The organism is Draconibacterium sediminis (assembly GCF_000949475.1).
Taxonomy (GTDB): Bacteria; Bacteroidota; Bacteroidia; order Bacteroidales; family Prolixibacteraceae; genus Draconibacterium; species Draconibacterium sediminis.
In genome coordinates, this window is the sequence record NZ_JRHC01000008.1 from 24,014 (window position 1) to 43,703 (window position 19,690).

Sequence of the window (19,690 nt, forward strand, 5' to 3'; positions counted from 1 at the left end):
TCGCTGTTAAGCTTTCGCTTCGTCTTTATATGTCTTTAATTCAAAATTTTCGCCATCGAACACACCGTATGAAAACGCTTTTATCCAGTCGCCAAGTATAATAAACCGGGTTTTTTCGTTCATTTTTTCGTTTACCAGCTTATGCCGATGACCCATTATAAAATAATCTATAGGATTTGTCTGTAAAAAATCCGCGGCAAATTTATACATTCCATCTTTATTTGCCATAAAATCTTCGTCATAATCCGCATTTGATAACCTACTGGATGCAGACCATTTATGTGCAATATGAAATGCAAAATTCGGGTGCAACCTCGAGAAAAGCCATCGCATGGTTGTATTGGTAAAGATCTTTTTAAGAAAGATATAACCCGTATCCGATGCGTCGAGCCCATCACCGTGCGCCAGAAAGAACCGTTTCCCGTGTATTTCGCGTATTATATAATCGTGATGAACGTTAATCCCCGTTTCTTCGGTCAGGTAATCGTACACCCACATATCGTGGTTTCCGGTAAAAAAATGCACCGGAATTCCTTTGTCGGTAAGATCGGCAAGCCGGCCTAAAATACGCGTAAATCCGCGTGGAACCACCTTTTTATATTCGTACCAGAAATCGAAGATATCACCCATCAGGTAGAGTTCTTCAACATCGTCGCGAATATTGTCGAGCCATGACGCGAATAGCAACTCACGCTCCCGGTTGTTAGTTAACGCCGGAGCACCAAGATGCACATCGGAGATGAAATATATTTTCCGTTTTTGTGTCAAACTACCGGTTTTATACTAGTCGAGAAGTTGAGCCAGCGCTTTATCCAAAGCCGGCCCTTTAAGATTTTTGGCAACAATTTCGCCTTCCTTGTTTAGCAAATAGTTAAACGGAACGCTTTGTACATTGTAAACAGCTGCAGCGAGTCTGCTTCCTTCCATGTCGCCAACATTAATCCAGTTTAGTTTATCCTGATCGATAGCATCCACCCATTCGGCACGGTTAACATCAACACTTACCTGGTAAATCTCGAAACCTTTACGTTTATATTTATTGTAAGCTTCAACCAACACCGGATTTTGAATCCGTGAAGCACGATCGACAGCTGCCCAAAACTGCAGCAAAACAACTTTGCCGCGTAACGACGAAAGTGCCACTTCGTTTCCGGCCGGATCGGGTAAAACAATGTCAGGACTGTTGTCGCCTTGTTCCTGTATAAACTTTTTCATATCGGCCGACTGCTTTTCACGAACAATCTGCAATGTATTGTTATAAAGCGCCTGCACCTGTTCCGATTTTGGGTAAATCGAGTTTAATGCCGAAGCAGCAGTTTTCATTACCTGCAAATCACGAACTATAAATGATGGATCATCAGTGCCAAACTTTTGATAAAGCGCCAGAACACTCGCCATTGAAAAAGGATTCTCGCGAACAAAATTTGTAGAGAAATCGATTTGCTCCTGAACAATTTTATCGTATTCTTCAGCCCAGCGTGGTCGTACACTATCGTACTCCGGATTTCCTTTATAAAGATTATCCAATGATCTGATCGAATCCAGTTTATGACGGGTTTCTTTTAATTTCGAATCAAGCAATTTCACCTGTTCCGAACCCGGTGAACCTTCAATGTTATATTCGCGGTCGAAATTAGCGGCATCGGCTTCAACGGTAACTGTTTCTGCCGAGTCAACCAAAAGTGTAATAAAACTCTGATCGTTAAGTTTCAGAAGGTAAAATGTAGGAATTCCGGTCATTGCCGAAATCTCGAACTCACCTTTTTTATTGATTTTTGTTTCTGCTATCTTTTTTAGCGTAGTAGTATGCAATTCTTCCAGAACAATAGTCTGATCTTCGGCGTGCGTAATTTTACCACGGATTGTAAACTCCTTTTCTTTCTTACACCCACCCAATACAAGCAGGGCAGCTACTAAAAAAAATAAAACTCTGTACGTCATGTTTTTTTAATCTGATTAATGATAATCTACCAAAAAGGTATCGTAAACGTGCAAATTGGTTTTAAACTTAAGTACTATACCAATGATACCCGTATTGTATAAAGGCCGTAAAATTAACAATTTTGCATACATCGAAAATAGCAATCCAAGAAAATAACAATTTTTATCGTTTCAATTGAAAATAAAGGCAATTACAAAAACATAATTACCACGACCGATTTTATAGTTTTTTTTTGAAAAATGGTAAAAAAAGATCTTACCCGGCCTATAATTTTACCCCGATTCGGCGCACCGACTTTAATAGCTTTAAAATTTTCAATAGGTTTGTAGCGCAAAACATTTATACAAAACCAGTGAAGATCCATTATTCGCTCGACGATTTTAATGCCACCAACCCTGTAGTAACCATCGGCACTTTCGATGGGTTGCACAAAGGACATCAATCGGTTGTTGAAGAACTAAAACAACTGGCCAGAGAAATGAATGGCGAAACGGTAATCTTTACTTTTTACCCGCACCCGCGAATTGTTACTTCACCCAACGAAAAAAGCCTGCGTTTGCTAACCACCAAAGAGGAGAAAATTAAGTTGTTCGAAAAGTTTGGCGTCGATCACCTGATCATTTATCCTTTTAACAAAGAATTTGCAGAGCTATCGTACACCGACTTTGTAAAGGATATTTTGGTGAATAAAATTGGCACCCGTTGTTTGGTTGTAGGCTACGACCACCGCTTTGGCAAAAACCGTGAAGGTGGTTACGAATACCTGTTGGCATGTGCCGAAAAGAACAATTTTACGGTTAAAAAAACCGATGCACTTTCGGTTGAGGCCGAAAAAGTGAGTTCAACAAAAATAAGGGCCGCATTGCAATCGGGCGACATAAAAAAGGCCAACCAATACCTGGGCTACGAATTTACTTTGCACGGAACCGTTGTGAAAGGCATGCAACTGGGACGCAAACTGGGTTTCCCCACTGCAAACATTGAGGCTTCGGATAAATACAAAATTATTCCGGGCTACGGCGTTTATGCTGTTTTAGTTGAAATTGAAGACAAACAGTATAAAGGAATGCTGAACATTGGCACGCGCCCAACCTTCAACAACAATGCCGACAACCGAAGTATTGAAGTGAACATTTTTGATTTTTCGGGCGATATGTACGGCGATGCTGTTACGCTGATTTTTATCGACAAAATCAGGGAAGAGCAGAAATTCGCCGGTATTGATGCATTGGTGGAGCAACTGAAAAACGATAAACAGGTAGCACTTCAGCTTCTTGCCGATTACTAGTCTTTCTTTAACAAACTGCAGCTTATTGGCAAATGATCGGACATTCGGTAATCGAGTGTCTCAAAATTGTACGACTCAAACCCATCGCCGTGCAAAATATAATCAATACGAAACGAAGGTAACTTCCCAATGTAAGTGCGTCCTATTCCCTGCCCCGAACTCACAAAAGCATCGGTTAAACCATCGGCTAAGGTGTGATACGAAAAAGAAACCGGCGTATCGTTAAAATCGCCGCAAACAATTACGTTATGTGGCGACTCATCGATGTATTTACGAATTTCGCGCACCTGCTTGGCACGTAACTGAAAGGCCTCTTTAAATTTCGCTCCCATTTCTTTCACTTCCTCAATGTCTTTTTCCTCGTTTATTCCCGGCGATTCAATAATCGAATATTTAGTCGGGTCGATGTGATACGATTGCAAATGAATATTGAAAATACGAACCGTATCCGAATCGATCAAAACATCGGTGTAAATGGTAATATTTCTTGAATTTTCAAATCGTATTTCGCCCATGTTTAAAATCGGATAGCGGGTCATGGTAACCGAACCATAACTTGTGCTCGAACGCGCAAACTGGTAGTGTTTTATTGATTCAAGATCTTGTACTGTTTGGGCGAGATTGAAAATGTTGTTCTTCCGCAATCGGGCTTCCTGCAAACAAATAATATCGGCGTTTTGATCGGCTAGAAATGAGATGATCTTTGTTGCATTTTCTTTCTGTGTTCGGCTGGTGTCGGCCACAAAATGTTTTACATTATAGGAAACAACCTTGATATTTGCCTCTTCGCTGCTTCTGCCTTTCAGCTGCATAAATCGCGTAAAATAGCCCCAGCCAATTAATAACATTGCCACCGACAAAAGTGTGTATCGCGGTTTAAATAAAATCCAGAGAACAATAAACAGGAGATTGCCACCCAGCAAAAACGGATAAGCCATCCCCAATAACGACGGCAGCCAATACTTATCGGGCGGAATATACACCGAAAGGTACGATCCCGCGAGGGCCAACGCCAAAAGACTATTGACAAGAAACAATATGTTACGGAGTGCTTTTCTCAAAATGTTGATTTAGTTAACTGCAAAATAAAAAATCGTTTGCAATAATTAACGCTAAAAATTCATTTTCATGATGCGGAAACTGTTTATTTTTCACATCGGAGCATGCGGTTTTTACCGTTCAAATCGCGGCGTAATTCTATCGACTTAAATCCCAATTGTTTAACAAGCGCCACCATTTCGTCTCCCAGGTTTTCGTTGATCTCAAAAAACAGGTAGCCATTTTCGTTTAACTGTTTTGAAGCAAACTGCGCAATAGTACGATAGAAGATCAGCGGATCGGTGTCGCTCACAAACAAAGCCAGCGCGGGCTCGTGCTCCAACACATTGGCCTCCATCTGCTTTTTTTCGCGTTCCATTACGTAGGGCGGATTGCTAACGATAACATCAAATTGCGGCCACGAACGTTCCTGCCATTTTAATATATCGGCGGGCTCAAATAAAACGTCTAGTTCATTCTTTTTTGCATTTTCAGTAGCAATTGCCAATGCATTTTCAGACACATCAACAGCCATGACCGCAGCGGCAGGCAGTTCATTTTTTAAAGCCAGTGGGATACAACCACTTCCGGTGCCAATATCCAGGATTTTTGCAGAGACCGGAATTTCCGTTTTACAGATCCAATCGACCAACTCCTCGGTTTCAGGTCGCGGAATTAAAACACCCGGCTGTACCTTCAGTTCTAAGCCGTAAAATTCGGCTACACCCAGAATATATTGAATGGGTTCGTGGGTTTTAAGCCGTTCAACAATCGCTTTTATCCGGTCTGTTTCGGAGTTTTCCAACACCCGGTCTTTTTCAATAATCATTTGCGTGTACGACAAACCCAACACGCTATTCATGATCATTTGTATAAATCCGGTAATTTCGGTTTCGGGATAAAACGCCGCCAATTCTGCCCGGATATATTGAATAGTTTTCTGCATTGTGTACTTTTGTTGTTGCAAATTTAGTCTTTCCTTGAAAATGACAACCGAAGAAAAATATATGGCTCGTTGTATCGAGCTGGCCCGAATGGGTGCCGGACATGTTTCGCCCAACCCGATGGTAGGTTGTGTTATCGTACATTCCGACCGGATTATCGGTGAAGGATTTCACCAGAAACACGGGCAGGCGCACGCCGAAGTAAACGCCATAAACTCGGTTACCGATGCAGTGAAGCTAAAAGAAAGCACCATTTATGTTTCGTTGGAACCCTGTGCACATTACGGTTTAACGCCACCATGTTCCGATCTGATCATTCAGAAACAAATTCCGCGGGTGGTAGTTGGCAGTATCGATCCGTTTGCAAAAGTGGCCGGAAAGGGTATTGAAAGACTAAAAAATGCAGGTATTGAAGTAATAACAGGTATTCTGAAAAGCGAGTGCGATGAGCTGAACCGGCGCTTTTTTACTTTTCACCAAAAAAAACGGCCTTACATTTTGCTGAAATGGGCGCAAACGTCTGATGGTTTTATTGATAAAGACCGAAGTGCCGAAGACTATGGAGAACCAACATGGATTACCGGGCCGCGGGCACTGTTGCGGGTTCATCAAATGCGGGCAGAGGAGGATGCGATTATGGTGGGCACCAACACGGCAGAGAAAGATAATCCGTCGCTAACCGTACGGCTGATAAAAGGAAAAAACCCATTGCGCATTGTGCTCGACCGCCAGTTGCGTTTGGACAAAAAACTGAATCTGTTCGACAATTCAACCGAAACAATCGTTTTTAACGGGCTTGAAAACCATCGCTACAAAAACACTGAATACATAAAAATTGATTTCAACGATCAGCTTCTTCCGCAAATTCTGGAAGTGCTTCATCAAAAGAATATACTCTCGTTGATTGTTGAAGGAGGAGAGCAGGTTCTTAAAACTTTTATCGATGCAGGGTTGTGGGACGAAGCACATGTTTACACCGGGCACACCTATTTTGGCAAGGGAATAAAAGCACCTATGCCACCCGGAATTACCGGGCAATCGGAATTAATTGGGAAAGATAAACTGGTAATTTACCGAAATACGGCTACTTAAGCACCACGTGCGGGCCTCCGGGAATGATCTTCTTTTTCAGCACATTTTCCACGTACATAAAGTAGTAGAACAATTTGTGGTTCATTTCAAAACCGTAATCCTCGGTCGGGTCGTAACCAACAACAGGTTCAAAATTCCAGTTTGGCGACGGTGATGCACATTTCGCATTCCACGCACTTACATATTGCCGGTTCCAGTTTTCGTAATACGCTTGCGACCGATAGCTGGCGGGTGTATTTTGCCGCTGGTACCAAATATCGAAATTCGCATTAAATGTTTCCACATCATACTCTACACTGTCTTTGCCCGTTACCTCAACACTTGAATTTTGGCTTTCAGCAACTTGTTTTGCACCCGAACAGGCATACAAAAACACGGCTCCCCCAACGAATATCCACAGTAATATGTATTTTGTTTTTGTCATCGCTACCTTTAACTACGAATATGAAGTAAATATTGTTTTTACTCAAATAAATTTAGAAATTTACGAGTACAAATAAACAAAATATGTCTGATTGGAGTGAATTCTGGAACTGGTTTTATCTGATCTTTCTTATTACGGCAATTCCCGTTGCACTGATGATCATTTTAGAAAAACGATCGCCATTTAAAACAGCTGCCTGGATATTAGTGCTGATTCTGATCCCCATTTTTGGAATGATTTTCTACCTCGTTTTCGGGCAGGAGTACCGCAAACGAAAAATGTTTTCGCGGCGTGGCATAAAAAGCCTGAAAGCCATGCGCCGCTTGAGTGCCGAGCAGTTAAAAAACATCGAACAAAACAAACTTATTTCGCTGGCCGGATTGCACCACCAGGCACCAATTATCCGGCTTTTGCTAAATAATTCCGACTCGCTGCTTACCACAGGGAACAAACTGCATTTGCTGGTAGACGGGCAACAAACTTTTGACAGAATTATTGAAGCCATTGAAAAAGCCAGGCACCATATTCACATGGAATATTACATTTTTGCCGACGATAAAATCGGAAATCGAATAAAGGATATTCTGATAAAAAAACGGAAGGAAGGTGTTGAAGTACGCCTTATTGTTGACGATGTGGGTAGCTGGGGACTAACCCGGAAGTTTTTTCGGGAATTGCAGGCTAACGACATAGAGATTTATCCTTTTATGGAAGTTCGTTTTCCGCGCTTTACCTCGCGGGTAAACTACCGTAACCACCGAAAGATTATTGTTATCGATGGGAAAACGGGCTTTATTGGCGGCATAAACATTGCCGACCGATACATTGAAGGAATGAAAGGACTGGGCCACTGGCGCGACACGCACCTTCAAATTGGTGGCGATGCAGCCACCACCCTACAGGTAATTTTTGCTGCCGACTGGTATTTTATTACCAAACAAAACCTTTACGGCTACCGCTATTTCCCTCCTCTTTCCGATGCTCCGGGTGTTCCGGTGCAAATCTCCGCCAGCGGCCCCGATTACAGCTGGAAAAGTATTGAACAGGGATTTTTTGCGGCCATTACTACAGCGCGAAAAAGAATTCACATTGTTACGCCCTACCTGATGCCGCCTCCCGAATTAAAAACGGCATTGAAAACCGCAGCACTGAGCCAGGTTGATGTACGAATTATTATTCCCGAAAAATCGGATGCTTCGCTCTCCAGATGGTGCACGTTTTCGTATGTGGAAGAGCTACTGGAAGCAGGAGTACGCATTTATTTTTACCAGAAAGGATTTATTCACAGCAAGTACCTGCTGGTCGACGATAGTATAGCGAGCGTTGGAACCAGCAATTTCGACTTCCGCAGTTTCGAAACCAATTTTGAAGCCAATGCTTTTATCTACCAAAAAGAATTTACCAACGAACTCGAACAACACTTTTTATCCGATTTGCAGCATTGCCGCGAAGTACGTTACCGGGAATGGCGCAAACGACCGCTCTTTGATAAGGTTCGAGAATCGCTGGCGCATATTATTAGTCCGATGTTTTAAGAAGAGATGCGGGATTCTGGATACTTGATGCTGGATACTAGATTATTGATACTGGATCGTTGGATATTGATTATTCGATATTGATTATTGGATATTCGATGCTGGATGCTGGATGCTCGTTGACTCGTGTCCGTGACTCGAAACTCTGAACTCTTATTACTGGATATTCAATCTGTAACTCCTGAACTTGTCTTAGTGATAGCCTCACTTGAAGTGAGACCATCACCTGCTAAAACGGCAACTTCCCTAAATCCAGGTTACCGCCCGAAAGAATAATACCAACCTTTTTGCCCTGCACATCTACTTTCTTCTCGAGGATGGCTGCAAGTGGCACTGCCGACGATGGTTCGATAATTATTTTCATACGTTCCCAAATCATACGCATGGCTTCCACTATACTATCTTCAGACACGGTTACAATGTCATCTACCTTGTCGAGAATAATGGCAAAATTCCGCTCGCCTAATGAAGTCAATAAGCCGTCGGCAATTGTTTTCGGATTTTCTGAAGGTACCCACTTTTTCGAATGAAACGAACGGTAAGCATCATCTGCTCCGGCGGGTTCGGTAGCAATTATTTTACAGTTCGGCAGCAATTGTTTGGTTGAAATGGCTGTTCCGCTTAACAATCCGCCACCACCAACGGGTGCCATAATAATATCAAATTCGTCTTTGTCTTCAATCAATTCTTTGGCAGCTGTTCCCTGCCCTGCAATCACATGAAAATTATTGTAGGGGTGTATCTCTGTTGCTCCGGTTTCTTCAATCACTTGCGCCAGCGTACTTTCGCGCGCCTGTAGCGTAGGTTTGCAAAAGGTAATTTTTGCACCGTATCCGGCAACGGCTTTCTTTTTTATTTCGGGCGAGTTCTCGGGCATTACAATGTGCGCAGCTATTCCGCGCATACGGGCTGCCAGCGCCAGTGCTGCCGCATGGTTTCCCGAAGAGTGTGTGGCCACTCCTTTCTGTGCATCTTCTTCACTAAGCGAAAACACCGCATTACACGCCCCGCGAAATTTAAAAGCGCCTACTTTTTGCAGGTTCTCGCACTTAAAAAACAGCTCGGCTCCAACAATTTGGTTAATGCTCACCGATGACAAAACCGGTGTACGATGTGCATATTTTTGTACGATTTCGTGTGCTTTTTCAACGTCGGTAAAAGTCGGAATATTCATGGTTTTATGTTGCTCAGTTTTTCATTTAACAAATCGTAGTCGGTGTTGTATATCGACTGTCTCGACAATTCGCGCAAACGTTTTAATCCCGAAATGTAGAGGTACACCACAAAACCCACAAACACAATGGTTAACCAGCCAATCTCGGTAAAAAGAATAAAATCGTAAATGCCATGCAAAAGGATGGGAAACAGCAGTGCCTTCTGTTTCAGGCTTTGACGTTGTTTTTCGTAAAACTTTGCCAGCCCGAAATAAAAACCCATTGTAATTCCAAAAATTGCATGAGCCGGAACAGCAGTTATTGCCCGCATAATTCCGGTAGTTAATCCGCCGTCCATTACATAAAGCACATTCTCAACGGCAGCAAATCCCAGCGAAACATAAACGGCATAAACAATGCCGTCAAACTTTTCGTTAAACTCAGGGCTTTTCCAAATCAGGAGATACAATGCGAGGTATTTAAACAGCTCTTCCGAAAAAGCGGCAACGGCAAATGCTTTCCACGCTGCGGCAAACAACCACGGAAACTGCAGCGTAAAGCGGTCTAAAAAACGTTCGAGAAATAAGATAGGGATTACGGTTAATCCTCCTGCCAGCAAAGCAAATAACAACACACGCAAAGGCTCTTTTTCATATTTATCGCGGAAATAAATATAAGCTGCAATAATTACCACAGGAGCAAGCGCAAGTACCAGGAGGTTCATATCGTGTTAGTTTACATCGTTGAAATAAAAAGCCTGCACACCTTTCACTCCCGGGCGGTATTTAAAAACACCTCCGGCATGTGGCCATTTTTCCAGATCCTCTTTGTTGGTAGCTTCCCTTGCCGAAGTTATGTAGAGTGTTCCCATATCTTCGTCGCCAAAAGCGCACGAGGTAATATTTTTTGCCGGCACTTCAATTTTGTCGATCAGCTCGCCGGTAGCAGGATTCCAGCATCCCACTGCCGAGCCGCCCCACAGCGCTACCCACAGGTTATCGTTTTCGTCGATGGTCATACCATCGGGCGATCCCATTTCACGAGGTACGTTTACGGCAACCTCCGGATTTGAGATTTCGCCGGTGGCATCGTCGTAATCGTAGGCCATAACTTTTTGCGTAGGCGTATCGATGTAGTACATTTTTGTTTTATCGGCCGACCACACAATGCCGTTCGAAATACTCACCTCATCCACCATTTTATGAATTGTGGTATCCGGATCAAAACGGTACAAGGCAGCAACGCCCCTGCCACCTTTTGTGCTTATTGTTCCTGCCCAAAACCGTCCCGACGGATCACATTTACCATCGTTAAAACGGTTATCGGGTAAATCCGCTTCAGGGTCAACCAACAATTTTTTCGCCCCTGTTTCTATATCAAAATGATAAATTCCGTTTTGCAAAGCGACCAGTGCATTACCACTTTCTGTGGGCACTACCGTTCCGATCATTTGCCCTGTAAACATTTCTTTGTTGTAACCTGTAGCCGGATTATAAATGTTCAGAATTTCCTTTTTAATGTCGACCCACATCAGTTCTCCGGTTTTATAATTCCAGATCGCACCTTCGCCAAGAGTTGACTGGGTATCGAGCACCAGCTCGGCCTGTTTTGTTTTTGTTTCCGAACAGCTAAACAGCAACAATACTGCTAAAAGAAATAAAACGGTATACTTCATAATTATTGGTTTTCCGGTTATCGATGTTCTACATCACCCAAATGTACTAAATACTTTTTATGAGGTCGCGCATAATAAGCGTCATTTTGGGTTCAGCTTTCATGGCAACTTCCTGCACTTCCTCGTGCGAAATTTCAACAATCTCGCCGGGCACTCCGCTGTCGGTAACAATCGAAATTCCAAAAACACGCATATCCATGTGGCGGGCGACAATTACCTCGGGCACGGTTGACATACCTACAATGTCGCCACCCAAAATGCGGAACATCTTGTATTCGGCAGGCGTTTCGAAAGTTGGTCCTGATACGCCAACATAAACTCCTTCTTTTACATCGATGTTATTTTCAAGGGCAATCAATTTGGCTCTGTTGCGCAGGCGCTGGCTGTAGGGTTTGCTCATATCGGGGAAACGCGGCCCAAGTTCACTCATGTTTTTTCCGCGCAAAGGATGCTCCGGGAAAAAGTTAATGTGATCGGTAAGCAGCACAATCTCGCCAACCCGCCAATCAGGATTTAATCCACCGCTGGCATTCGATACAAAAAGGTTATTTACGCCCACAAACTTCATCACACGCACCGGGAAAGTCACTTCTTTCATGTCGTAACCTTCGTAATAATGAAAGCGGCCCTGCATGGCCAGCACTTCTTTATCGCCCAGTTTTCCGTAGATCAATCGCCCGGCATGCCCATCAACTGTTGACACCGGAAAGTTTGGAATATCGGTGTAGGGAATAGAATCGATAATCTCGATTTCATTTACCAGCCCGCCAAGACCGGTTCCCAAAATAATTCCCACCTCAGGACTTGCCTGAATTTTTTCTTTTATGAAGTTCGCGGTTGCTTTTATTTTCTCCAACATAATTCAATATCTTCTTATTAAACGACTTTTTTTCTTCTTCAAGGAAATCAATTTTTACCGGCAGATAATACATGGCATTTTTTAGTTCATCGCTCATTTCGCCGATGTCTTTAAAACGCATGGCATCCTTTTCGGTTGTCACAATCAATTTTCTTTCTGATTTTATTTCACTGAACTTTTTCTCGATCTCACGAATATCGGTCATACTGTACGAGTGATGATCGGAAAAAGTTAATGTTTCCATATGCGTTCCCATCTTACGAATAAAGGAATGCATTTGTTTTGGCGAGGCAATTCCGGTAACTACCAACATGTGGCAGGCTACATCTTTATAGCTTGCCTCATCAATTTCAGGAGCATCGAACACCGGCTGCAGCGTACCATAAACCAGACGGGTAAAATACAAACTCTGGTAGGGCAACAGGTTTACATCGTTTTGCAAAATACGGCGCATAATTGGCGTTACCTCTTCGGGGCATTTGGTGAAAAGAATAATATTTGCCCGGCGCATTTGCGAAACACCTTCGCGCAAACGGCCAACCGGCAGCAATGAATCGTTTTTTATCTGACGGTTGTAATCAATCAATAAAATGTTTATTCCCGGCGAAATTCTGCGGTGCTGAAAAGCATCGTCGAGCAACACCACATCAGGCGTTTTATCGTTGTTACCTTCCAGCAATTTTTCCACTCCCGACACCCGGTTTTCGCACACCGAAACAGTAGCCTCCGGAAATTTGTTTTTTATCTGCAGCGGCTCATCGCCCACTTCCTGTGCCGTTGAATTGGTTTCAACCAAACGGAATCCTTTTGTTTTTCGTTTGTATCCCCGGCTTAAAGTGGCCACCTCGTACTTCTCTTTTAATAAACTTACCAGGTACTCAACATGCGGCGTTTTTCCGGTACCTCCAACAGTAATATTCCCGATGGAAATTACAGGCACATCAAACTCCTTTGAATTCAGAATTTTAAGATCGTAGGCCCGGTTACGCAGATAGACAGCTATTCCGTATAACCAGGACAGCGGATATAATAAAATTTTTATCATAAATGTTCTTCAAAATAGGTGGCTAAGATAACAAAAAAGGATGCACCATTAATAAATGACGCATCCTTCGGTTTTATTGTTGTACAATCTTAATTCAGATAAATATCGTATGGCATACGAGCGTAAATACCATTCATTTCTGTTGCTTTTTTCAGGTGTTCGTAATAGCGGTATTTTTCACCTAATTCGCTTTTCAGAATACGAGCTTTTACGTTTCCGCCCAGCTTAAACATTTCTTCAAACGGGCTGGTTAATGCCGGCAACGCAACGGTACGATAATCTTCCAAACCTTCCATCTCAACGGCCAGCTTTATGGCGTCTTCCAATCCACCAAACTCATCGATCAAACCAATTTCCTTGGCGTTTTCGCCACTCCAAACACGGCCCTGGCCTATGTTATCCACCTCTTCTTTGGTCATGCCCCGTCCATCGGCAACATGCGACAGAAAAGTATCATAACCAATAGTAATATAATTGGTCATGCGTTGTTTCTCATACGGAGTCATAGGGCGCATTAACGATAAAAAGTTCGAATGTTCGTTGGTACCAACAGCATCAGTCGTAATACCAAGTTTGTCATTCATCAGTTCGCCAAAGTTTGGAACCTGTCCAAAAATACCGATCGAACCGGTGATAGTATTTGGGCTGGCAACTATTTTATCGGCCGGGCACGAAATATAATAACCACCCGATGCCGCCACGTCGCCAAACGATACCACCAGTGTTTTCTCTTCGGCGGCCAGTTTTACTTCGCGCCAGATGGTTTCTGAATCGAATACGGCTCCTCCGGGAGAATTTACACGTAACACAATTGCTTTATACGAACTATCCTGGCGCACTTTACGAATTTCTTTACCCAGTTTATCACCGTTAATTCCTTCGTCAGCACTTACGGTAGTTCCAATTTCGCCACTGGCATAAATTACTGCAACTTTGTTTCGGCTGTATTTTTTGCTGTGTCCTTTCACCGGAACTTTAACATAGTCTTTCACGCTCACTACCGGAATACCTTCTGTTCCTTCAATTCCGGTAATTTCGCGCATATCATCAAGCACCTCGTCGCGAAATTTCGCTGCATCGATCAAACCGTTCTCCACCATATCCTGGGCTTTTTTGTAGGTTTGTGCTTCATCGGCCAGGGCATTTAGTTTTTCTATCGAAATATTACGCTTTTCCGAAATCCCTTTCAGCATATGATTCCACAAACTATTCATGTAAACCAGTCGCTGCTCGCGGTTTTCCTCGCTCATCTTATCCAGCATAAAGGGTTCAACAGCTGATTTAAATTTGTTGTTTGGCCCACGAATGATCTGCATTTCAACACCCAGTTTTTCAAGGGCATTTTTGTAAAACATCAGTTCGCTGCTCAAACCACGAAAATCGAGTGTTACTTCCGGGTGCAAAACAATCTGGTCGGCTACTGTTGCCACATAATAACCTTTCTGGTCTAACATCATCTGGTCGGCAACAGCGTAAATCGGCTTATCGCAACTGTCTTTAAAAGCAATCAGTTCATTTCTGATTTCTTCAACCGAAGCAAAACCACCGTTTGTTATCGACAATTTCAGGTAAACACCTTTTATTCGATCATCGTTGGCAGCTTTCTTCAATGACTCGCTAATGTTATCCAGCCCAATTGTTTTTATCGAGCTAAAAATTCCGGGCAGTTCAAGATCTTCAAAAGGATCGTTTGGGGCACGGTCTACAATACTTTGGCTCAAGTCAATTACCAACATCGATTGGTCGGCTACCGTAATCTCTTTATCGGCCGAGGCAATAATTGCCCCAAAAACGATAAACATCAGAAAAATACCAATTAACGAGATGGCCAGAAAACCAACTATGGTCGCTAATACGTATTTGAAGAATTCTTTCATATTTTTGTAATTTTATTAATGTTCCAGTTTAGTGAATGAGTACCATTTTAAGCAAGGAATTACAAATATAAGATACAATGAACAAGGTGTTTCTTGGAATAGGCGGAAATATTGGTGACAAGCATAAAAATTTTAAACTTGCCCTCGAACTGATTGACCACAAATTAGGTAAAATAATCCAAAAGTCATCGGTTTACGAAACGCCGCCGTGGGGTTTTCATTGCGATGATGTGTTCTGGAACCAGGTTGTGGTTATTGAAACCAAACTTGAGGCCGAAGAATTACTTTGGCGCATCCATGAACTGGAAGCCGATTTTGGCCGGGAACGTGGTAATGAACGCTACTCATCGCGCGAAATGGATATTGACATCCTGTATTTTAACGACGAGTTTATGGAGTCGAAAGACCTAATCGTTCCTCACCCGCGCATTCACGAACGTCGTTTTGTGTTGGTTCCGCTGGTTGAAATTGCCCCGGAAATGAAACACCCGCTTCGGCGTTTAACCAGCATTGAGATGCTGGAAAACTGCCTCGACAAATCGGTTATTAAGAAAGTTAAAATGGACGAATGAATGATGAATTTCGATTAACGATTTTTGATTGCGGATCGAAAGACACAAAAGACTTCCACGGATGACAATACATTGCCAAACCCCATATTCTATCAGACGAAATACGTAGCCTGCACTTTCATTTTATGGGAGCAGACTAAAAGAATCAGGGTTATTCCTGAATTCCTTTTGTCCAATCTTCATTATACAGAAAATCGTTATACGGAAATCGTTGCGAATGAATTCCTTTCACTTTTTCGTACAATTCTTCTTTAAACTCTTCTATATTCGTTTTGTCTTTTGCTGAAATAAACAAAGCGGGCGTGTTACTTTTTGCCATCCACGAGCTTTTCCACTCTTCCAGACTAAAATTGTCTTTTGTGCGTGGCGAAAGATCATCCTCATCTTTTTCCTCGTAAGTAAAAGCATCAATTTTATTGAAGATGTAATAAGTTGGCTTATCGCCGGCATCGATTTCTTCCAAAGTGGTATCAACTGTTTCAATCTGCTCCTCAAATCCCGGGTGCGAAATATCAACCACGTGCAGCAGAATATCTGCTTCGCGAACCTCGTCGAGTGTTGATTTAAACGACTCAACCAATCCATGTGGCAGTTTACGGATAAACCCTACGGTATCAGCCAAAAGGAAAGGCAAGTTTTCGATCACCACTTTTCGTACCGTTGTATCGAGTGTAGCAAATAGTTTATTCTCGGCAAATACTTCCGACTTGGCCATCATATTCATAATGGTTGATTTACCCACGTTGGTATACCCCACCAAAGCCACGCGCACCATTTTGCCACGGTTTTTGCGCTGGGTAGCTTTTTGCTTATCGATTTTTACCAGCTGTGTTTTTAAACGGCTTATTTTATCCAGGATAATACGGCGGTCGGTTTCAATCTGAGTCTCTCCCGGACCACGCATACCGATACCACCACGCTGACGTTCAAGGTGAGTCCACATTCGGGTCAGACGCGGCAATAAATACTGGTACTGCGCCAATTCAACCTGTGTTTTTGCGTGAGCTGTTTGTGCCCGTTTTGCAAAAATATCGAGGATAAGATTGGTACGGTCGAGAATCTTACACTCCAACTCGCGTTCAATATTTCGCAATTGTGTTGGTGTAAGCTCGTCGTCGAAAATTACCGTATCGGCTTCAACAACTTTTATGTATTGATTAATCTCGTCGAGTTTACCCGGACCAACGAATGTGGCTTTATTGGGAACATCCAGTTTTTGGGTGAATTTTTTTAATACTTGCGCACCCGCAGTATCGGCCAAAAACTCCAATTCGTCGAGGTACTCTTTTGCCTGACGTTCATCCTGATCCTGGTTGATCAGTCCCACAATAACCGCTTTTTCTGTAATAGGTGCTGTTTCTATCATTACTTTATTTTTTTTCAAAAAAAAACTCCTGCTTCGAAAGAAACAGGAGTGCAAAAATATTGTTTTTTATTTGTTACTGCAACACGAAGTTAATTGGTACCGTGTACGATACGTTAACCGGTTTTCCTCGCTGTTTACCTGGCTTCCATGCAGGAAGCGCATTTACCACACGAAGTGCTTCTTTATCCAACGAAGGGTCAACACCCCTTGCGATTTTAGCATCGGTAACTTTTCCTGTTTTACTTACAACGAAAGTTACATATACTTTACCTTGAATACCGTTTTCCTGTGCAATTACAGGATACTTGATAGCATTGGCAATATATTTACGCAATGCAAGGTCTCCACCCGGGAATTCCGGCATATCTTCTACGATAAAGAATACCTGAGCTTCTTCCTCTTCTTCTTCGTCAGCTGTTTCGATTACAGGAGCAACGTCGATTACTGTTTCTTCGTCGGCCTCAGTATCTTCAATTTCCAGCTCGTCTTCAATCTCTACATCATCATCAACAATGTTCAGCACCTCGATAACTTTTGGTGGTGGAGGTGGTGGAGGTGGTTTTACCTCTTGCTCACGAGTAATAGGGATGATCTCTTCTTCAACTTCCGCAGTTTGGATCTGACCAAGGTCAGCAGCTTTTGATGGTTTCGTAGTCCACTCAAAAGCCAGAAGCGAAAGCCCCAACGCGACAACTAATCCAATCAGCCAAAACATATTCTTTTTGGCTTCCAGATCAGCTTTTGGTGTTTTTTTAAGTTCCATACTTAACTATTTTATTTGTTTTATTTGATTTTTTTGCCCTTCAAAATCGGGGCTTAAAGATAAAAAATAATCTTCACATGCAAGTGAATTTTAAATTCATTTCAATTTTCTATTGCAATATAAAATTAATGGGTACAGTGTAGCGTACTTTCACCGCCTTGTTGCCCTGTTTCCCGGGCTTCCACCGCGGCATCGATTTAACTACGCGAATTGCTTCACGATCAAGCGATGAGTCGACTCCACGAGCCAGTGTAACGTCATAAATGTTCCCATTTTCATCAACTACAAAGGTTACAAAAACCTTGCCTTTAATTCCATTCTCCTGCGCGATTGCCGGGTACTTAACATTTTTCGATAAAAAACTTAATAAAGCAGCATCTCCCCCCGGAAATTCGGGCATAGTTTCAGCAAAGTCAAAAATTCCACTCAAATCCTCTTCCTCCGGATCTTCTCCAAAATCCATTATGCTTCCAAGATCAATTGTTAGCGGTTCTTCGGGCTCCTCTCCTTCCCATATCAATTCTTCATCGATCTTTTTGCCATCTTCAATAACTTTAAAAACAGGCACCTTGATGATTGGCTTTTCGGGCTCAGTTTTCTCAGGTGGTGTACTTGGAATAACCAAATCTTCGGGCGGCATATAATCTCTACTCCCCTGAACAATCATGGTTTTTCGTGCAGGTTGTTTCCACTCGAATGCAAACAATATAAAACCAAGTGCAACTACTAAACCAATTAAGAACAAGGTAGTTTTTTTACTCTCAAGATCAGCTTTCTTTGTTTTTTTAGATTTCATGGGTTCTAATTTTATTGGATTTTTAAATAAATCAAAGAACGCCGGCTTCTTGTTTTCTGCAGTTACATTTGACAATAGCAAAAACTTTACCAAAAAAAATATTTGATTGATTCTGAAAAATATTTTTATATTTGCAGCCACGATTTGGGGGATTAGCTCAGTTGGCTAGAGCGCTTGACTGGCAGTCAAGAGGTCACCGGTTCGACTCCGGTATTCTCCACAGAAAAGGAGCAGTTCGAAAGGATTGCTCCTTTTTTTGTATCTTCTATACTATTCTAAAAACATGATATGGCCTATTACATGTATATTTTAGAGAGCGAAAAAAATGGGAAATATTATATTGGTAGCACCCAGAATGTACAAGAGCGATTACAACAACATAATTATAGCAGAACACCATCACCAAATCAGGGGTTCCATGGAGATTAGTATATTCCGAAGAGTTTGCAGAACGTTCGTCTGCTATACAACGGGGAGATGAGATTAAGAAAAAGAAAAGCAGAAAGTACATTCAATTTCTGATTAACTCAGTTGGCTAGAGCGTCCCGAAAGCATTCGGGAAGGTCACCGGTTCGACTCCGGTATTATTCTCCTCGAAAAACTCAATAAATTCCTGCTATTTGCCTCTTTCTTATACATGGAAAGCTTTTCCATATCACCTTTTTCACCCGGTCCTGGAAGATCAGCCTCAAAACATGTAAGATTTCATATTAAAACCCCAATAACATTGTAGAAAACCGTATAACCCAAGGGAGCACGGACCACACCTAAACTATTGTATATGTGACGAGTAATGCTTAACTTGTTATAAAAACCGAAATTTCAGCAAACGATGAAAAAAGTATTGTTTATTAGTATTTTCTGTCTGTTTTTTGTAGGTATTGGCCATGGACAAAAAATGTATTCTTTTGAAAACCTTGAACAATCTACTCCTGAGAATCTGGAGACATATTTAACTTTTGCAAAAAAACAAAAGAAAACGGGAGCGATATTACTTAAAACCGGACTACTGACCGCAGGAACAGGTTTTGTAGTAGCGGCTCTTAGCTATGACAATGATGAATGGATTGGAATTAACACCGGCACAGCTATTGGTGCCTGGATGTGCATATTGGGAACAGGGGCTGCCCTAGTAGGGTTACCAATTCTTATATCTGGTTCTTCCCGGATTAAACGAATTAATGAGGTAATATCCCGTAATTCTGCTCATTTCCCTGTAGAAATAATTCCATCTTGTTTTTACGACAACATTGCTCAACATCATCAATACGGCGCAACTATCCGAATAAAATTTTAACACACTATTCTGAGAAATCTTAT

20 protein-coding genes and 2 tRNA genes are annotated in these 19,690 nt (G+C 42.2%); 8 read left to right on the forward strand and 14 right to left on the reverse strand.

Translation table 11 applies throughout. The features are described from left to right. Window positions 1-6: 6 nt before the first annotated feature. Window positions 7-768, reverse strand: coding sequence for a UDP-2,3-diacylglucosamine diphosphatase (locus LH29_RS21820; RefSeq protein WP_045033467.1), 762 nt, complete (start codon window positions 766-768; stop codon window positions 7-9). 15 nt (window positions 769-783) lie between these two features. Continuing rightward, entirely contained in the window at window positions 784-1,941 is a 1,158-nt protein-coding gene (locus tag LH29_RS21825) for a TlpA disulfide reductase family protein (RefSeq protein WP_045033468.1), read from the reverse strand. A gap of 353 nt (window positions 1,942-2,294) precedes the next feature. Here LH29_RS21825 and LH29_RS21830 point away from each other — a divergent pair, with 353 nt between their 5' ends. After that, the gene (locus LH29_RS21830; protein ID WP_045033579.1) at window positions 2,295-3,230 is read left to right on the forward strand and encodes a bifunctional riboflavin kinase/FAD synthetase; all 936 of its coding nucleotides are present in this window, start codon (window positions 2,295-2,297) and stop codon (window positions 3,228-3,230) included. Here LH29_RS21830 and LH29_RS21835 read toward each other — a convergent pair. Beyond that, window positions 3,227-4,291, reverse strand: a complete 1,065-nt coding sequence (locus tag LH29_RS21835; RefSeq protein ID WP_157493794.1) for an endonuclease/exonuclease/phosphatase family protein — start codon at window positions 4,289-4,291, stop codon at window positions 3,227-3,229. The two genes, LH29_RS21830 and LH29_RS21835, sit on opposite strands and share 4 nt — an antisense overlap. 83 nt (window positions 4,292-4,374) lie before the next feature. Then, a complete protein-coding gene (prmC, locus tag LH29_RS21840; protein WP_045033470.1) occupies window positions 4,375-5,214 on the reverse strand; it encodes a peptide chain release factor N(5)-glutamine methyltransferase in 840 nt (279 codons plus the stop codon). A gap of 40 nt (window positions 5,215-5,254) precedes the next feature. Between prmC and ribD the strand changes: the two genes are divergently transcribed. Then, window positions 5,255-6,304 carry a bifunctional diaminohydroxyphosphoribosylaminopyrimidine deaminase/5-amino-6-(5-phosphoribosylamino)uracil reductase RibD gene (gene ribD, locus LH29_RS21845; RefSeq protein WP_045033471.1) on the forward strand — a complete coding sequence of 350 codons (1,050 nt, stop codon included), beginning with the start codon at window positions 5,255-5,257 and terminating at the stop codon, window positions 6,302-6,304. On the opposite strand, the gene LH29_RS21850 is transcribed toward ribD, so the two are convergent. Then, window positions 6,297-6,728, reverse strand: coding sequence for a DUF6146 family protein (locus tag LH29_RS21850; protein ID WP_052671172.1), 432 nt, complete (start codon window positions 6,726-6,728; stop codon window positions 6,297-6,299). The two genes, ribD and LH29_RS21850, sit on opposite strands and share 8 nt — an antisense overlap. Before the next feature lie 83 nt (window positions 6,729-6,811). Between LH29_RS21850 and cls the strand changes: the two genes are divergently transcribed. Beyond that, window positions 6,812-8,263, forward strand: coding sequence for a cardiolipin synthase (gene cls, locus LH29_RS21855; RefSeq protein ID WP_045033472.1), 1,452 nt, complete (start codon window positions 6,812-6,814; stop codon window positions 8,261-8,263). A 229-nt stretch (window positions 8,264-8,492) separates the two neighbouring features. Here the strand turns inward: cls and LH29_RS21860 are convergent, their stop codons facing one another. From LH29_RS21860 to sppA, 6 genes are all read right to left on the reverse strand, one after another. Continuing rightward, window positions 8,493-9,437, reverse strand: coding sequence for a pyridoxal-phosphate dependent enzyme (locus LH29_RS21860; RefSeq protein WP_045033473.1), 945 nt, complete (start codon window positions 9,435-9,437; stop codon window positions 8,493-8,495). Next, window positions 9,434-10,141 (reverse strand): PrsW family glutamic-type intramembrane protease, encoded by a 708-nt coding sequence (locus LH29_RS21865; protein WP_045033474.1) that lies wholly within the window; start codon window positions 10,139-10,141, stop codon window positions 9,434-9,436. The genes LH29_RS21860 and LH29_RS21865 overlap by 4 nt, the downstream gene beginning before the upstream one ends. Window positions 10,142-10,147: 6 nt before the next feature. Continuing rightward, window positions 10,148-11,092 carry an SMP-30/gluconolactonase/LRE family protein gene (locus LH29_RS21870; RefSeq protein WP_052671173.1) on the reverse strand — a complete coding sequence of 315 codons (945 nt, stop codon included), beginning with the start codon at window positions 11,090-11,092 and terminating at the stop codon, window positions 10,148-10,150. Between the two features lie 46 nt (window positions 11,093-11,138). Beyond that, window positions 11,139-11,951, reverse strand: coding sequence for a purine-nucleoside phosphorylase (locus LH29_RS21875; protein ID WP_045033475.1), 813 nt, complete (start codon window positions 11,949-11,951; stop codon window positions 11,139-11,141). Continuing rightward, a complete protein-coding gene (lpxK, locus tag LH29_RS21880; protein ID WP_045033476.1) occupies window positions 11,890-12,996 on the reverse strand; it encodes a tetraacyldisaccharide 4'-kinase in 1,107 nt (368 codons plus the stop codon). Before lpxK ends, LH29_RS21875 begins: the two co-directional genes overlap by 62 nt. 89 nt (window positions 12,997-13,085) lie before the next feature. Then, window positions 13,086-14,873, reverse strand: a complete 1,788-nt coding sequence (gene sppA, locus LH29_RS21885) for a signal peptide peptidase SppA (protein ID WP_045033477.1) — start codon at window positions 14,871-14,873, stop codon at window positions 13,086-13,088. A 77-nt stretch (window positions 14,874-14,950) separates the two neighbouring features. On the opposite strand from sppA, the gene folK reads away from it, so the two are divergent. Next, entirely contained in the window at window positions 14,951-15,445 is a 495-nt protein-coding gene (gene folK, locus LH29_RS21890; protein ID WP_045033478.1) for a 2-amino-4-hydroxy-6-hydroxymethyldihydropteridine diphosphokinase, read from the forward strand. A gap of 151 nt (window positions 15,446-15,596) precedes the next feature. On the opposite strand, the gene hflX is transcribed toward folK, so the two are convergent. From hflX to LH29_RS21905, 3 genes are all read right to left on the reverse strand, one after another. Next, a complete protein-coding gene (gene hflX, locus LH29_RS21895; RefSeq protein ID WP_045033582.1) occupies window positions 15,597-16,811 on the reverse strand; it encodes a GTPase HflX in 1,215 nt (404 codons plus the stop codon). 73 nt (window positions 16,812-16,884) lie between these two features. Beyond that, window positions 16,885-17,574, reverse strand: a complete 690-nt coding sequence (locus LH29_RS21900; protein WP_045033479.1) for an energy transducer TonB — start codon at window positions 17,572-17,574, stop codon at window positions 16,885-16,887. 109 nt (window positions 17,575-17,683) lie between these two features. Beyond that, window positions 17,684-18,370: an energy transducer TonB gene (locus tag LH29_RS21905; RefSeq protein ID WP_045033480.1), complete on the reverse strand. Its 687-nt coding sequence runs from the start codon at window positions 18,368-18,370 to the stop codon at window positions 17,684-17,686. 146 nt (window positions 18,371-18,516) lie between these two features. On the opposite strand from LH29_RS21905, the gene LH29_RS21910 reads away from it, so the two are divergent. From LH29_RS21910 to LH29_RS21920, 4 genes are all read left to right on the forward strand, one after another. After that, window positions 18,517-18,590: transfer RNA gene (locus LH29_RS21910), tRNA-Ala, on the forward strand. 80 nt (window positions 18,591-18,670) lie between these two features. Further along, entirely contained in the window at window positions 18,671-18,799 is a 129-nt protein-coding gene (locus tag LH29_RS25190; RefSeq protein ID WP_394330989.1) for a GIY-YIG nuclease family protein, read from the forward strand. Between the two features lie 92 nt (window positions 18,800-18,891). Beyond that, window positions 18,892-18,961 (forward strand) — tRNA-Ala (locus LH29_RS21915). A 241-nt stretch (window positions 18,962-19,202) separates the two neighbouring features. Further along, window positions 19,203-19,667, forward strand: a complete 465-nt coding sequence (locus LH29_RS21920; RefSeq protein ID WP_045033481.1) for a hypothetical protein — start codon at window positions 19,203-19,205, stop codon at window positions 19,665-19,667. The last annotated feature ends 23 nt before the right edge of the window (window positions 19,668-19,690 follow it).